Source organism: Mycobacterium persicum (genome assembly GCF_002086675.1).
GTDB lineage: Bacteria > Actinomycetota > Actinomycetes > Mycobacteriales > Mycobacteriaceae > Mycobacterium > Mycobacterium persicum.
In genome coordinates this window covers 13,871-28,584 of sequence record NZ_MVIF01000016.1, presented here as the reverse complement: position 1 = coordinate 28,584, position 14,714 = coordinate 13,871, and the positions used below count along the sequence as shown (strand labels likewise).

Here is a 14,714-nt window from a genome sequence, read left to right as displayed (position 1 = left end):
GGTTGCGCGGCGACAGCGAATCCCGGCTCAATACGCGGACTCGCCGGCCAGGATTTCGGCGAGGAACGCGTCGGCCGGCGGTCGGTCCAACCGCTCCCGCACCCAGCGGCGGACCCGATCGCGGGTGTGCCGCGATTCGTCGACATCGGCGCCGATCACCACCGATGTCCGCGGCCAATCGTGGTTCCAGGCCGCGGCCTGCGCCATCGCGTGCCGGTGTGCGTCGGCGAGCGCGAGGGTGGCCCGGCCGCCGGCGTCCAGGGCTCCGGCGCCGCTGACCTCCCCGGAGTTCACCCGTACCGGGATGTCGGTGGGCGCATCCGGCCCGACGACGGCTGCGCGTATCACCGCGACAACGCCCGGGCCCGCCGGCTCGACACTCCAGTCGACGGTGTCCTCGGCCGCATCGAAGATTCCCGGCGGCACCGCACCCCAGTTGATCGACGCCACGCCCCGGCCGATCGATGCCGCGCCCCGCGGAGCCCCGTCGGTGCCGGCGGCCAGCGCGTAGTCGTCCCGGCGGCCGCTCGGCAACGTCGCGACAACCGACGAATCATCAACTGCCGCGGACAGTTCCGCCCAGGCCATGTCGTCAAGGCCCGCCTCGTCGGCCAGCCGGGCGCCGGACCGCACCAGCTCGAGGACACGTCGATCGTCTGTCCGCAGGTGGGAAAGCAGCGCGGCGGCATGCGGTGCCAGCAGCCCGGCCACATCCGAATCCAGGGTGTCGTCGGTGAAGAAGCCCTGCACGCCGGCCGTCAGCACCGCCACCTCGACGTCGAGCAGAGCCCGGTCGAGTCCGGCGATGCCGTCGCGCTGACTGGCGGGCCACCAGCGTCGCAGCCAGTGGCCCAACGCCAGCCTGCGCAGCGGGGCCGTCGACCCCGACACCACGTCGACGCCGGCGAGCTCGAGGTCACCGGCAGGATGCGCGGCCAGCGCCGATGTCAGCGCCACATGGCCGGTCTCGCCGACCACCCGCCACAGCCAGTCCGCGCGCGACACGTCGGTGAAGGCGATGTGGGTCGCGGCGTCGTCGGGCGGGTCGTCGATGGTCCACGACAACACCGCGCCACTGACTTCCAGCACCGCGGTCAGCGGTGTCGTCGCGGGATGAGCCGGGCCTGTCGTCCACAAACCGGATTCGGCGACCAATCTCATCCCGCCACCTGCAATTCCAGCATCGACTTGATCCGCTGCCGGTGGTCGAGGCTGACCGACCGGGCAACGCCCTCCAGCAGCGATCGCACGTCGTCGACGTCCTCGCAGGGCTCCTGCCAGACGTCACGTCCGTGCAGCCGAGCCCACAGTCGGCTCAGGTAGGGCTGCGGGTAGGCGGCAAGGTCGTCGACAACCTGTTGCTGCCGGGGATGGATCGGCCCGCCTTCGGCGAGATAGCGCCGGGCGTGCAGGACGTACGCCTCCTTACGCAACCTGGACTGGATCTGCGCGGCCAGCGGGTACCGATTGGTCGTCGACCGGTCCAGGGGCGCGAGTTCGACCGCGACCTCGATGCCGGCCACCAGCGTTGCCTGCTTGTCCTCGGCCAGCAGACCCCACGGGGCACAGGCCCGGTCCACCTCCTCGGCGCACAACAGCGGCACATCGGGTAGTGCGTCGCGATCCAGGGCACGCCGTAGCGTGGCACGCACCCGATCGACCACCGTCCGGTCGAGCGGGCGGTCGCTGTCGGAGCCGCCGACGACCTGTGGGCGCCGTTGCGGCGCAGCGGAACTGAGCCCCAGTGTCACTATCGACCACGGCAGCTGGGCATCGTCGACGCGGGCCAGCGCTCCCAGGTTGTACGGGGTGGCATCGGCGATAAGCGCGCACCAGGCGCGCTGGCGGGCGGCGGCTGCGCGGTGACCGGTGGCGGCATCCAGCACGGTTCCCAACCCGGCCAGAAACGACTCGACCACGGTGTCCAGAGCCATTTCCGGGGCGCGTATGTCCCGCCAGCTGCGGTCGAGTTGCGCGGTCAGGCCGGCGACCACCGTGGCGCTCGACACGTATTCGTTGAGCACTTCGACGGCGGTGCGGTCCCGACCCTGATGCACCTCGTGCAGCACCGCGGCCGCGGTCTCACGATCATCCGGCGCGGGTGGACCTTTCGTCACAGCCAACTCGAAACACACCGGGAAGTAGAGCTCTTGGGCGTTTCCGCTGCGAATTCGCAGCCGCCGCCGTTCTCGCTTAAGCACGTCGAACCACGCAGCCGCACAACGCAATTCGTGCCCGCAGCCGATGATCAGGTCGCTCATTGCCGCGGCCGTGCCGGGGTCGACGACCGGGGCCGAATACTGGGGATTGGATCGCAACCGCAGCACCAGCGGATCGATGATCCGTTTGACGGTGCGGCTCAGCGGGCCGCCGTCATCACTGCTGAGCACCTCGACACCGGGACCGATTGCGCGCCACGCCCGGTCGATCACCGCCCGGCGGGGGTGACCCACCGCTACGGCCATCGCCACCCGCGGATCCGCGCTCATCTCGACAGGATAGGGGTATGGGCGGCCATAGTGATAACCCGAAAGTTGGGTTCGGTAGCCGGTCGCATACCAGAGCCTGGTGGCATGAACACGTCGAAGCTGCCGGCCGTCATCGCCGAGATCGGGCTGATCGCAACCACCCTGCTGTACCTGATGTTTCACTGGTCGTGGCTCGCCCTCACCGGTGTTGCCCTGGCCGCGGCGACGGTGATGCTCGTTGGCCGACTCGCCCGCGGCTCCCGCCCGGCAGCAGCAGACAGCCGCACCGTCGGGGTGGGCACCGTGCGCGCGGTCGGCCCGGGGGAGCGCCAGATCTGGATCGAGGTGGCCAGCGTGCACGGCGACACGTTCATCGGCCGACTGGTGCGTGACGACGACGATTCTGACGAAGCGGCGTTGCGTCCCGGCCTGGTCGTCCTGGTGGCATTCGATCCCGCTGACCGCGAGGCGCTTTCACTGCCCGATGACGTGTTGGCCGTCCGCGCTCGCGGCCTGAGCTTCGCATGACCGTCAGCGAGCGCCGTCGACCGCGAAAGTGACCACGGCCGCCCAATACAGCGGGCTGGCGGTGACGTCTCCGTCCCGCCAGCGCCGCATCTGGTCGCGCTGCCAGCGGTTGACGGCACATCCGGCGTCGACGTTGTCGTGGGCCCGGTCCACGGCGGCGACCGCGTCGGCCATCGGATCGACCAGATCGTCACCGGCGGTTGCGAATTGGCGATAGGCGGCGGTAGTGGGCAGCGACCATAGGGTGGCCGTCACCAGCTGCGCCCCACCGAGAATCATCGCCGCCACCAGGCCGGTAGCCTCGTCGAACCGATAGTCACCGCCGGACGCGCAGGCCAGTAGTGCCACCCGCGGCGGTATCGGCAACCGCAGGGCCATCAGATCCGACGCGGTCAGTGGCCGGTGCTCGCCGACCGCGTCGGCATCGCCGGCGATCTCCGCCCGACAGGCCAGGTGCAGCGCGGCCCGGTCGGCCCGGCCGAGATCACTGTCGGCCGAACTCGCGTGCCCGACATATACGAGTCGGCTCGGGTTTTGAGCCAGTAAGCCGGCCAGCCACCAGCGGTCGGCATCGCTGCGGCGAAACAATTCGACTGCCGCCTCGACGGCCGGCAACACCGCGCGGCGTTGCATCAGCTCGGCAAAGTGCCGCGCCAGCACAGTGTGCTCCGATGGGCGGCCGAGCACCGATCCCAGCGCGGAGTCGGGCCGCTGCCCGGGGACGCGGGGATCCAGGACCAGCACCGGCGGACCGTCTTGCCGGGCGTCCCAGCCGGCCGGTGCCCGCGGCGCATTGACGATGTTCTGCGGCACCGCCAGCAGCACGTCGACCAACTCCATCAGCCGGTAGCCGTCGGTGTGGGCCGTGATATCGGCCAGCTGCCACGGGATGCGGGCGGCCGCCCGGCCGCTGGCGGTGATGGCCTCCTGCCGGGCGCGCACCAGCTCTTCCTTGCTGGGTCCGGATTTCGGCACCGCCAGCAGACCCCAAGGCACCCGTGCCAGACGGGCGCTGGGCGCGACGAACAGCACCGGGCGCGGCGACGACACGCACTCCGTCAGTAGCTGCCATCCCGATGCACCGATCAGCAGCACACCGAGGATGTAGGCGAGCGTCAGTTCGGCATCCGGCGTCGCGAACGGACCGGTGGCCAGTGACCGTTCGATGGCATCGCGGCGGCTCTCCGAGCCGTGCGGCTCCGGCAGCGCGTCGGCGAGTTCGTCGAGGGCCGCCAGCAGAATCGGCTCTTCCACCACCCAGGCAACGGTTTTCGACGGCTGGCCAACGATCCGCAAGCTGGCGTAGGTGGCGATTCCGACGTCGGCGTATCGCAGGACCAGAGTCAGCCGGCCCGAATCGCTCATGGCCAGGTCGACCAGGCGGGCTCGGTGGCGGTGACAGCGCGCCCGTATCGCTGAAACGCCAGTGCCCGATAGTGACTCATGATGGGCTCGGCGTCCGGCTCCATCCGCAGCGGCGGCAACGGCCCAAGCCGGGTCAGCGAGTTACCGGTTTGCGCCGGTGGACCCGCTGCCGCGAGGGCCGCGAGGGCCGGCTCCGGCTCGGTGTCGGCCAATGCCGTTGCCGTGGTGGTCGACGCCCACTCGCCCATTGCCGGCCGTTCCGGCACGCCGCTGAAAGTTCCTCTGGCACTGTGGTATTCGACCAGCTCGCTGACCAGGCCGGTGTTCTCCCATTCCCAGGCGACGGCGAAGGCGCCGGCCAGCATCGGCGCCGAGACGTTGGCGGCCCACCGTGCTCTCGCGTCTGCGTCGGCGATCGAATAGCGCACCGAGTCGACGGCGAGCGCCGCGGGCACCTTGAGCTCGGCGGCCTGCTCGAGCTTGGTCAGCGCGCGCCGGTATCGCGCGGTCCCGACCTCGCCGCGCAGGATGCCGAGCCCCTCGGCTTGCCGCGCCTCGGTTTCCTGCAACGTCTCCTCCGGGTCGCCGGAACTGTCAAAACCCAAGTCGGCCAGCGCGTCTGCCCGCCACACGGTGCCCAGGTGGCTATCCAGCTGAGCGTATTGCAGCCAACTGCTGCGCGGTGACGAGTCGAGCAACTCGCGCGCTTGCGCAATCATCTCGACCGCTTCGGCGAAGCGACTGCAGAAGATCGGGATCCAGCTGCGTTGCAGCAGAATACGATGCAGAGGCAGTGGCTTGCCCAGTTCACGCCAATGCCGTTCGGCGTGTTCCCAGCATTCGTCGGCGGCTTCCAGTGCGCCGCTTGCCAACCGGACAAGTCCCAGATACAGCCAGCACCGGGCGACATCGTGCGCCCGCGCGTACCGGGCGATGACCGGATGAGCCTGCGACACCAACTGCTCGGTCATCACGTGGTCGCCGACCAGCCAGCGGGCCGCCGCGCGCTCCAACTGCGTTCTGGCCGAAGCGAATTCCCAGCCGTTGGCGGCCGCGCGGGCTCCGGCCCGGAGTAACCAGGGCTCGGCTTCCGGCAGTCGCCCGGTCTCGACGCAGAATCTGCCGTATCCGGTGGCCGCGCAAACCCAGAGGTAGTCGTCATAATCCTCGCCGGTAGGCCGGTTGACGGCGTCGAGTATCTGCTCCCACAGGTGCAGCGATCGGGGATGCAGGTCATCGTCGCAGAGCGCAACAGCGCACCGGAGGCGGGCATGGGTGAGCAGGCAGGCGCCCTCGCCGGCAAGGTCGGGAAAGGCGTCACCGGAGTCGCTGACCAACGCAGCCAACTCCGCCAGCGCCGTCTGGGCGCCGGGGTGATCGCCGCGCGCCGCTGCCAGGCCGGTGTGCAGCAACTGAGCGCGCCGCGAGTAGCGGCAGACCATCCACGCGATGTCCGCGTCGGACATCCGCACCTGAACGGCGGCCTCGGGCATCGCGCCGGCCAGAATCCCGGAATAGCTCGCCACACAGTCGCGGATCCGCCGAATGCATTCCTCCACACCGTCATTGGCGCCGCGAGCCAGGTAGATCTCACCGAGCTGCGCGAAAACCTCCAGCATGAGGTCGTCTCGGTCGGCCTGCTCGATACGCGGCATCAGCGACAGCAGCAGTTGCCGCGCACCCTCCTCGTCGGCGGCGAACGCCAGGCGCCGGGCGCGTTCGAGCTCGTCGGAGATCGACACGGCTGCATCATAAGTCCGGCCGGCGGACATGGAGGCATGTCCGCCGGCCGGGATCTGCCGCGCTAGCCGCACGTCACCTTGATGTTGAAGTCCTTGGTGATCATTCCGGCCATCGGGTTCTTTAAGTCGGCTCCCTGCGCCTGGCCGGTGATGGTGTAGGTCTTGCCGTCCACCGCGACCTTGGCCGAGCCCACCTTGGCGCCCATGTTGTCCGCGACGGACAGGGCGTTGCCGTCGACGACCAGCGCCAGCGACTCGACCCGCGGTGTCGCCTCGTCGGTCATCACCACCGCCAGCGCCTGTTGCTGACCACCGGTGGAGCCGCTGCCGATGTTGATCTTGCCGCCCTGCTTGACGCAGGTCACCGAGGACGGGTTCAGTCCGGGAAGATCGGTGCCGCCGACCTGGACCTGAGTGCCGCCACCGCCGGTGGAGACGCTCGATGCCGGGCTGGCCGTGTGACCGCCGCTGGAGCAGCCCACCAGTACCGCAGCGCCGCCGATGGTTCCAATCGCCACCGCGATAACACGCTTCATCGGATTTCCTTCCGTTGTGCGCCGCCCCGATGGCGGCGTCATGGCAGCAAGTACAAATCCGCTCGGTCGCTACCGATCCCAAGTATTCGAGCGACCCGCAAGCGCCGCTGTTCGGTCGTGGTGATGGAGTGTCAGTGTGATCGACATCCAGACTCGGGAAACGGCGCAAGTGGTGACGCTCTCATCGGGGCGGGTGAACGCCCTCGACGTCGAGCTGCTCGGTGAGCTGACCGACGTTCTGCACCAGCTGCAGGGCCCGCTGGTGATCACCGGCGCCGGGCGGGTGTTCTGCGCCGGTGTGGACCTCAATCGCGTGCTGGACGGCGGTGCGGCCTATACCGATCGGCTGATCCCGGCGCTGTCCGGCGCGTTCGAGGCGATGTTCAGCTATCCCGGGCCGACGGTGGCCGCAATCAACGGTGCGGCCATCGCGGGCGGGTGTGTGCTGGCCTGCGCCTGCGATCGGCGATTGATCAGCCCCGATGCCCAGATCGGCGCATCAGAGGTACGGGTCGGAGTGCCCTTCCCGGTCGCCGCGCTGGAGGTGATGCGCTATGCGTGCGGCGACCGCGCCGAGGAGGTGCTGCTGGGCGGCGGCACGTTCCGCGGGACCGAGGCCGTCGCGCGGGGACTTGCGCACACCGTCGTCGACGAGGACCTCCTCGAAGCGGCCGTCGCGGAGGCAGCGAGCCTTGGTGACATTCCGGCCGAGGCATACCGGCACACCAAGATCCAGCTGCGGGCACCCACGGTGGTACGAATGCGCGAATCCGGCGACATCGACGACGGCGTCCGCCGGCGCTGGGGTGCCGAGCAGACCCGGCAGGGGATCGCCGACTACCTGGAGCGTCTTCGCCGGCGCTGAGCTAATCCTCGACCGTGACCCCGCCGCGGGTGCGGGTGCGCCGGCGACGGTGGGACGTCTTGCCGGTCGGGCGGCGGTTGCGTATCGCACTCCGCGGCTCCTCGGCCGCTTCGGGCTCCTCGGCCGCTTCGGGCTCCTCGGCGGCTTCGGTCTCGGCTGCTACCTCGGCCGTCACTTCCGGCTCGGCCTCAGCCGTAGATTCCGGGGTCTCCGGCTCGGCCGGCGCCTCTTCGGTTGCCTGGGTTTCGGCTTCGGTCGTTTCAGCGGCCGGGGCCTCTTCTTCCTCGGCTTCTTTGGTCTGGGCCTCTTCGGTCTCAGCCTCGTCGGAGTCGCCTGGCTTCTTGCGGCGACTGCGCCGCTCCTTGGTCGCTTTCGGCTTGAGCGGTTTGGGTGGCGGCGGCGGCAATTCCGCGACAAACGACAGGTAGAACGCGAAGAACCCGAGCAACCCGATGGCGGCGGCGGCCCCATAGATCGCGAACAACCACTGTCCCGCGGAGTCCAGACTGAGCCAGATCTCGCTGATCGCGGTGCCGATGATCAACGCGCCCGCCAGCACATGCGCCACGATCGACCAGGTTCTTATCGACAGCGCGAGCTGCGGGGTGCCGAGTTCTGGCTTGCGGGTGCGCAACAGGGTGAACACCACCGGCAGAGCGGCCAGGCCGATCAGCGCGCCGGCCACGATCCGCAGCGTCGTTCCCAACGCGTGCGAGGTCTCGCCCATCAGCTCGTACCAGCGGGGCAATACGAAATAGAAGTAGAGGAGGCCGGCGGCGATCGAAAACGACGCGTGCCAAACGACGGCCCACTTGCGGCGCATATGCCTCCTCATACTGGTTGGCACTGGTCAGCTTAACGTTGCCCCACAAGCTGGCCGGCCCACACCGTGTGTGTCCGCGCTGCGGACTTATGGCGGAGGATGCGGGATTTGAACCCGCGAGGGCTATTAACCCAACCCGCGTTCCAGGCGAGCGCCATAGGCCACTAGGCGAATCCTCCGCCGATATGGTAGCCGCTGGACGGGGCCAGGTGTCTTGCGGCCGTCGTCGAGCGCGTCAGCCGGGGTACTAGACTTGATCGTTGGACCCCGCGCGGCGTCTATCCTGTGAACTCCCCCAGGGCCGGAAGGCAGCAAGGGTCAACGGGCTCTGTCGGGTGCGCGGGGTCCCCTCTGGTCAGGGGAGGCGTAACCGCGTTCGACGGCGAAAGGGCCGCATGGTGTCGTTCGATTCCCTCAGCCGTGACGAGCTGGCAGCGCTGCATGACCGCCATCGGCAGGACTACGCGGAGCTGCAGGCCAAGAAGCTGGCGCTGGATCTGACTCGCGGCAAACCGTCCGCGGCGCAACTCGACCTGTCCAACCAGCTGCTGAGCCTGCCCGGAGACGACTATCGCGACCCGGAAGGGGTCGACACCCGCAACTACGGCGGCCTGCATGGTCTGCCGGCGCTGCGAGCCATCTTCGCCGAGCTGCTCGGAATCCCGGTCCAGAACCTGATCGCGGGAAACAACTCCAGCCTGGAGCTGATGCATGACGTGGTCGCGTTCTCGATGCTCTACGGCGGGGTCGATTCGCCCCGGCCGTGGAAGGACGAACCGAGCGTCAAGTTCCTGTGTCCCGTCCCCGGGTATGACCGGCACTTCGCGATTACCGAGACAATGGGCATCGAGATGATCCCCGTCCCGATCCTCGACGACGGCCCCGACGTCGACCTGATCGAAGAGTTGGTCGCCGCCGATGCCGCGATCAAGGGCATGTGGACGGTGCCGGTGTTCGGCAACCCCACCGGTGTCACCTATTCCTGGGAATCCGTTCGCCGGCTGGCCCTGATGCGGACAGCCGCGCCCGATTTCCGCTTGTTCTGGGACAACGCCTACGCGGTGCACACCCTGACCCATGACTTCATTCGTCAGGTCGACGTGCTAGGACTGGCCGTCAAGGCCGGCAACCCGCACCGCCCCTACGTCTTCGCGTCCACGTCGAAGATCACCTTCGCCGGAGCGGGCGTCAGCTTCTTCGGCGGGTCGCTGGGCAACATCGCGTGGTATCTGCAGCACGCCGGGAAGAAATCGATCGGCCCGGACAAGGTCAACCAGCTACGGCATCTGCGGTTCTTCGGCGACGCCGACGGCGTGCGCCTGCACATGCTGCGCCACCAGCAGATCCTGGCGCCCAAGTTTGAGTTGGCGCTGGAGATCCTGGATCAGCGGCTCCAGGATTCCAAGATCGCCTCCTGGACGGAGCCCAAGGGCGGCTATTTCATCAGCCTCGACGTGCTGCCGGGAACGGCCCGACGCACGGTGGCATTGGCCAAGGACGCCGGAATCGCGGTCACCGAGGCGGGTGCGTCGTTCCCGTATCGAAAGGATCCCGACGATAAGAACATCCGGATCGCGCCCACGTTCCCGTCGCTTCCCGACCTGCGCGACGCCGTCGACGGGCTGGCGACGTGTGCGTTGTTGGCGGCCACTGAGTCGCTGCTGGATCCTGGTCATCACAGCTAGATCGACTGTGCGCTCAGGGCTTTCGCTGTGCGTCCAAGGCGGCAGAAATCGCGGAAATCCCGCCCGGTGTGCACCCTCGACGCCGTGAGAGCACACTGGATGCCCAGCCGGGCGCTAGTCACCCAAGCTGAGTAGCCTGCTGACCGTGGCTCTCTACCGCAAGTATCGACCGGCAACCTTCGCCGAGGTGGTGGGGCAGGAGCACGTCACCGAGCCGCTGTCGGTCGCCCTGGAAGCCGGCCGGATCAACCACGCGTACCTGTTTTCAGGGCCGCGCGGCTGCGGGAAGACGTCGTCGGCGCGCATCCTGGCGCGCTCCTTGAACTGTGCCCTTGGCCCGACGGCCACGCCGTGCGGCGTCTGTGATTCCTGCGTGGCGCTGGCGCCCAACGCGCCCGGTAGCATCGACGTGGTCGAACTCGACGCCGCCAGTCACGGCGGCGTGGACGACACCCGCGAGCTGCGGGATCGCGCGTTCTACGCGCCGGCTCAATCGCGGTACCGGGTGTTCATCGTCGACGAGGCGCACATGGTGACCACCGCCGGTTTCAACGCGCTGCTCAAGATCGTCGAAGAGCCGCCCGAGCACCTGATCTTCATCTTCGCGACCACCGAACCGGAAAAGGTGCTGCCCACGATTCGGTCACGCACTCACCACTACCCGTTCCGGCTGCTGCCGCCGCGCACCATGAGAGGGCTCATCGGGCGAATCTGCGAGCAGGAGGGCGTCGTCGTCGACGACGCGGTGTACCCGTTGGTGATCCGTGCCGGCGGCGGGTCTCCGCGCGACACGCTGTCGGTGCTGGACCAGTTGGTGGCCGGCTCCGACCACGGCGACGACGGCATCCGGGTGACCTACCAGCGGGCACTGGGGCTGCTGGGGGCCACCGATGTGGCCCTGATCGACGACGCGGTCGACGCACTGGCCGCGGGCGATGCGGCGGCGTTGTTCGGGGCGGTCGAATCGGTGATCGACGCCGGGCACGACCCTCGCCGTTTCGCCACCGATCTGCTGGAACGATTCCGGGATCTGCTTGTCCTGCAAGCGGTTCCGGATGCCGTGTCTCGTGGCGTGGTGGATGCGCCGGAGGACGTGCTGGACCGGATGCGGGATCAGGCGGCGCACATCGGGCCGGCGACCCTGACCCGGTATGCCGAGGTGGTTCAGGCCGGCCTGGGCGAGATGCGCGGCGCGACTGCGCCGCGCTTGCTCCTGGAAGTGATTTGCGCGCGGCTGCTCCTGCCGTCGGCCAGTGACGCCGAATCGGCGTTGCTGCAACGTGTCGAGCGGATCGAAACCCGATTGGCCATGTCGATCCCGGCCGCTGCAGCGACACCGGACACTGCGGCGCCGAGTCGTCCGACACCGCCCGCGCGGCCGGCGGATGCCGCGGCGCGGAGTCGTCCGACACCGCCCGCGCGACCGCCGGACACCGCGGCCCCGCCCCGTCCCACACCGCCGCAGCCGGCTCCCGAATCGACTCCCGAACCGGAGAAGGCGTCCAGCGAACTCAACGCGGCCGCCGTTCGTACCATGTGGCCGACGGTGCGCGACAAGGTGCGCCAGCGCAGCCGCACCACCGAGGTGATGCTGGCGGGGGCCACCGTTCGCGCCCTGGAGGGCAACACCCTGGTGCTGACCCACGATTCGGCGCCGCTGGCGCGGCGCTTGTCCGAACAGCGCAATGCAGACGTCATCGCCGAGGCGCTCAAAGACGCATTGGGGGTCGCCTGGCGGGTGCGCTGCGAGGTGGGCGGACCCGAGCCCGTCGCAGCCTCGGCGCCCGCGAGAGCGGAAGAGGTTGTGCCAGAAACCGATTCCGCTCCGCCCAGGGAAGACGAAGAGGAAAGCATGCTCGCCGAAGCCGGCCGCAACAACCCCTCCGAGCCGCGCCGCGACCCCGAAGAGGTGGCACTCGAGCTGCTGCGTAACGAACTGGGCGCCCGGCCCATCGACTAGGAAATCTAAGGCGTCCACCAGGGCCGCAGCGGCAGGTCATCCTCGCCCCACGGGTCCACATTGGCGGCCAGCACGTGATGCAACTGAATGTTGTTGTGTTCGAACGCCACTCGCGATGCAGCCATGTACAGACCCCACACTTTGGCGGTGGGCAGCCCGACCTCGGCGACGGCCTCCTCCCAGTGGTCGACGAGGTTGCGGCACCAGTCACGCAGCGTCATCGCGTAGTGATGCCGGAAGTTCTCCTCGTGCAGCACCTCGAAACCGGCGTTTTGGATGTCGGTGATGATGCGTCCCGAGCCCGCCAGCTCTCCGTCGGGGAAGACGTAGCGGTCGGTGAACCCGCCCGCGAATGGGGCCGACTTGTTGTCGTGGCGGGTGATGCAGTGGTTGAGCAGCAGGCCGCCGGTGCACAACTTCGACTTGAGGAAGCCGAAGTAGGCGGGATAGTTCCGGACGCCGATGTGCTCGGTCAGTCCGATCGACGAGACGGCGTCGAATCCCGTCTCGGCCACGTCGCGATAGTCGCAGTGCCGCACTTCGGCAAGGTCGGTCAAGCCGTCGTCTTCGATCGCCTGTTGCGCCCACTTGGCCTGCTCGGCCGACAGCGTGGCACCCAACACATGGACCCCTCGTCGCGCTGCGTAACGCACCATGCCGCCCCAGCCGCAACCGACGTCGAGCAGCCGGTCGCCGGGTTGTAGCCGCAGCTTCTCGAAGATCAGCCGGTATTTGTTCTCCTGGGCCTCTTCCAGCGTCGCGTCGGCGTGCGGGTAGACCGCGCAGGTGTAGGTCATCGACGGGCCGAGCACCCATTCGTAGAAGGTGTTGGAGACGTCGTAGTGGTGGCGGATGGCTTCGGCGTCACGGGACTTGCTGTGCAGCAGACCCTCGGCCAGCCGGCGCCACCGGGGCGGCGCCTCCTGCGGCGGCGGCGCGACCGGCAGCAGGTTTTCGACACCGATCGAGCGCACGACGTTGGCCAGCACCCGCGGCGACGGGCGTTTGAAGTGCACTCGGTCGGTCAGGGCCTTGAGCAGCTGATACGGGTCGCCGGGATGGACGCCGCGGGTCTGCAGGTCACCCGACACGTAGGCGCGGGCCAGACCCAGTTCACCCGGGGCCGTCGCCAGGTAGGTGATGCCGCGCGGAGACGTGAGTTCCAGACCCAGCGCCGCGTCGGCACGCCCGGCAGTGCTGCCGTCATAGGCTGCGAACTTCAGCGGCTGCTGTCCAGGAGCGGTGAAGATCGCCAGGATTTCGGCCATGGTCAGCTTGCCCCCGGCTATGGGACGGCTGGCCTCCTTGATCGTTGTCATCGTCGTTGCACCGCCTTTGCGTAGAGGTCGAGTAGACGCGAGTCCGGGTCGTAGATCTTTTTCACGGTGTTGTAAGACTCCCCGCCGTAGAGCTGGTCAAACTCCTCGCGGGTGTAGTAGCTGTCGGAGTAGAGCGACTTGTGGCCGTCGAGTTCGCTCACCTTCGCCTCGATCGCCCGGTTCGTCACGCCCTCGGCGGCGCCTACCGGCACCGACGACCAGAACCCGATATTGACGTAGGTGCGATCCGGCTGGATCGGGTACAGCGGCCACCCGCTGGGGTTGCGCAGCCGCAGTGGGCACACCCAGATGGGTGTGATCGGCACATTGCCTAAGAACCATTCCAGGAATTCGCCGGTGCGCCCGATGGGCACCTCGACGTCCTGCACGACCCGTTCGCGCGCCGGACGTCCGTTGCGTTTCTCGATCCGGTCGGCGATTCCGAAGCGCTGATCGACCGCCATCAGCTTCCAATAGACGCTGCTGCGCCGGTAGCGGCGCGGCCACCAGCGCCGCAGCCGCGGGTTCTGCGCGCCGAAGGCGCGTGAACACCAGAACCAGTCGGTGTCCCAGCGCCAGAAGTAGTCGTGGATGGTCAACCGGTCTTCTTTGACTCCGGTCCCATGCCGGATGGACCGGTAGTAGATGTCTTTTCCGGTGTAGTCGCTGACTGGGCCCGGAGTCGTCGTTCGCACGCCCACGCACAGGTAGCTCTCGTCGGCGCCGAAGACGACTCCGTCGAGGTAATCCACCGGGAGCCCGTCGAGTCCTTGGGTGTCGACAATGCGTTCCATCGCCGCGATCATCTCGGCCAATGAGTGGAATCGAATGTGCCGCAACGCCACAAAGGGTTTCACGGGCTCCAGCTCGATTCGCAGCCGGGTCGAATAGCCCAGTGTTCCATAGGAATTGGGAAATGCGCGGTACAGGTCGGCGTGCTGGTCGGGAGACGTGGTGAGCAATTCGCCGGCGCCGGTGAGAATGTCCATTTCCAGCACCGACTCGTGCGGCAGGCCATTGCGAAACGATGCCGACTCGATGCCCAGGCCGGTGACCGCCCCGCCGAGGGTGATGGTCTTCAGTTGCGGAACTACCAGCGGCGACAGGCCGTAACGCAACGTCGCCGCGACCAGGTCCGCATACGTGCACATGCCGGCTACGTCGGCGGTGCGGGCATCGGGATCCACACCGATGACGCCGGTCAGTCCGGAGGTATCCAGGCCGGGGGTATCGCGTTTGGTGCGGGCGCGGAACAGGTTTGAGGTGGGCTTGGCTAACCGGACGGTCGCGGTTGCAGGGATGGATCGATAGCTCGCCAGCAACCGCTGGACGCCCGAGGTGTAGGTGGACAGCGCAGATTCACGGGCGGGCATCACATATATCGTAGTCACCGACCACAGCCCCTGCATCCGCGCGCGGGCTC

At 68.2% G+C, this 14,714-nt stretch carries 12 protein-coding genes, 1 tRNA gene and 1 other RNA gene; 5 read left to right on the top strand and 9 right to left on the bottom strand.

Annotation, left to right across the window (positions count from 1 at the left end; genetic code table 11):
• Nucleotides 1–27 precede the first annotated feature (27 nt).
• Both BST40_RS07920 and BST40_RS07915 read right to left on the bottom strand, forming a co-directional pair.
• Entirely contained in the window at nt 28–1,161 is a 1,134-nt protein-coding gene (locus BST40_RS07920) for a hypothetical protein (RefSeq protein WP_075546859.1), read from the bottom strand.
• Nucleotides 1,158–2,489 (bottom strand): hypothetical protein, encoded by a 1,332-nt coding sequence (locus tag BST40_RS07915; RefSeq protein WP_083153952.1) that lies wholly within the window; start codon nt 2,487–2,489, stop codon nt 1,158–1,160. The genes BST40_RS07920 and BST40_RS07915 overlap by 4 nt, the downstream gene beginning before the upstream one ends.
• 210 nt (nt 2,490–2,699) lie before the next feature.
• On the opposite strand from BST40_RS07915, the gene BST40_RS07910 reads away from it, so the two are divergent.
• Nucleotides 2,700–2,996, top strand: a complete 297-nt coding sequence (locus BST40_RS07910; RefSeq protein WP_083153972.1) for a hypothetical protein — start codon at nt 2,700–2,702, stop codon at nt 2,994–2,996.
• A 3-nt stretch (nt 2,997–2,999) separates the two neighbouring features.
• On the opposite strand, the gene BST40_RS07905 is transcribed toward BST40_RS07910, so the two are convergent.
• The 3 genes from BST40_RS07905 to BST40_RS07895 form a co-directional block, all read right to left on the bottom strand.
• Nucleotides 3,000–4,361, bottom strand: a complete 1,362-nt coding sequence (locus BST40_RS07905) for a CHAT domain-containing protein (protein ID WP_075546862.1) — start codon at nt 4,359–4,361, stop codon at nt 3,000–3,002.
• Nucleotides 4,358–6,103: a hypothetical protein gene (locus BST40_RS07900; RefSeq protein WP_083153971.1), complete on the bottom strand. Its 1,746-nt coding sequence runs from the start codon at nt 6,101–6,103 to the stop codon at nt 4,358–4,360. The genes BST40_RS07905 and BST40_RS07900 overlap by 4 nt, the downstream gene beginning before the upstream one ends.
• Nucleotides 6,104–6,165: 62 nt before the next feature.
• Nucleotides 6,166–6,639: a lipoprotein LpqH gene (locus BST40_RS07895; RefSeq protein ID WP_075546863.1), complete on the bottom strand. Its 474-nt coding sequence runs from the start codon at nt 6,637–6,639 to the stop codon at nt 6,166–6,168.
• A 136-nt stretch (nt 6,640–6,775) separates the two neighbouring features.
• On the opposite strand from BST40_RS07895, the gene BST40_RS07890 reads away from it, so the two are divergent.
• Nucleotides 6,776–7,504, top strand: a complete 729-nt coding sequence (locus BST40_RS07890; protein ID WP_075546864.1) for an enoyl-CoA hydratase/isomerase family protein — start codon at nt 6,776–6,778, stop codon at nt 7,502–7,504.
• Between the two features lies 1 nt (nt 7,505).
• Here BST40_RS07890 and lucA read toward each other — a convergent pair whose 3' ends face one another.
• Together lucA and BST40_RS07880 are read right to left on the bottom strand one after the other, a co-directional pair.
• Nucleotides 7,506–8,327 (bottom strand): lipid uptake coordinator LucA, encoded by an 822-nt coding sequence (gene lucA, locus BST40_RS07885; protein WP_083153951.1) that lies wholly within the window; start codon nt 8,325–8,327, stop codon nt 7,506–7,508.
• A 90-nt stretch (nt 8,328–8,417) separates the two neighbouring features.
• A tRNA-Ser gene (locus tag BST40_RS07880) sits at nt 8,418–8,506 on the bottom strand.
• A 79-nt stretch (nt 8,507–8,585) separates the two neighbouring features.
• Between BST40_RS07880 and ffs the strand changes: the two genes are divergently transcribed.
• From ffs to BST40_RS07865, 3 genes are all read left to right on the top strand, one after another.
• Nucleotides 8,586–8,682, top strand: an RNA gene (gene ffs / locus BST40_RS07875) — signal recognition particle sRNA small type.
• A gap of 43 nt (nt 8,683–8,725) precedes the next feature.
• On the top strand, nt 8,726–10,012 hold the full coding sequence (locus BST40_RS07870; protein ID WP_089025061.1) for an aspartate aminotransferase type Ic: 1,287 nt from the start codon (nt 8,726–8,728) through the stop codon (nt 10,010–10,012).
• A 145-nt stretch (nt 10,013–10,157) separates the two neighbouring features.
• Nucleotides 10,158–11,972, top strand: a complete 1,815-nt coding sequence (locus tag BST40_RS07865) for a DNA polymerase III subunits gamma/tau (RefSeq protein WP_075546867.1) — start codon at nt 10,158–10,160, stop codon at nt 11,970–11,972.
• A gap of 5 nt (nt 11,973–11,977) precedes the next feature.
• Here the strand turns inward: BST40_RS07865 and BST40_RS07860 are convergent, their stop codons facing one another.
• Together BST40_RS07860 and BST40_RS07855 are read right to left on the bottom strand one after the other, a co-directional pair.
• On the bottom strand, nt 11,978–13,291 hold the full coding sequence (locus tag BST40_RS07860) for a class I SAM-dependent methyltransferase (protein WP_083153949.1): 1,314 nt from the start codon (nt 13,289–13,291) through the stop codon (nt 11,978–11,980).
• On the bottom strand, nt 13,288–14,664 hold the full coding sequence (locus BST40_RS07855) for an FAD-binding oxidoreductase (RefSeq protein WP_208618904.1): 1,377 nt from the start codon (nt 14,662–14,664) through the stop codon (nt 13,288–13,290). The genes BST40_RS07860 and BST40_RS07855 overlap by 4 nt, the downstream gene beginning before the upstream one ends.
• Nucleotides 14,665–14,714 lie beyond the last annotated feature (50 nt).

Bases quoted from the DNA above. Each gene is read 5' to 3' on its own strand.
- BST40_RS07920 (WP_075546859.1), bottom strand. From the start codon at position 1,161: ATGAGATTGGTCGCCGAATCCGGTTTGTGGACGACAGGCCCGGCTCAT.
- BST40_RS07915 (WP_083153952.1), bottom strand. From the start codon at position 2,489: ATGAGCGCGGATCCGCGGGTGGCGATGGCCGTAGCGGTGGGTCACCCC.
- BST40_RS07910 (WP_083153972.1), top strand. From the start codon at position 2,700: ATGCTCGTTGGCCGACTCGCCCGCGGCTCCCGCCCGGCAGCAGCAGAC.
- BST40_RS07905 (WP_075546862.1), bottom strand. From the start codon at position 4,361: ATGAGCGATTCGGGCCGGCTGACTCTGGTCCTGCGATACGCCGACGTC.
- BST40_RS07895 (WP_075546863.1), bottom strand. From the start codon at position 6,639: ATGAAGCGTGTTATCGCGGTGGCGATTGGAACCATCGGCGGCGCTGCG.
- lucA (WP_083153951.1), bottom strand. From the start codon at position 8,327: ATGCGCCGCAAGTGGGCCGTCGTTTGGCACGCGTCGTTTTCGATCGCC.
- BST40_RS07860 (WP_083153949.1), bottom strand. From the start codon at position 13,291: ATGACAACGATCAAGGAGGCCAGCCGTCCCATAGCCGGGGGCAAGCTG.
- BST40_RS07855 (WP_208618904.1), bottom strand. From the start codon at position 14,664: ATGCCCGCCCGTGAATCTGCGCTGTCCACCTACACCTCGGGCGTCCAG.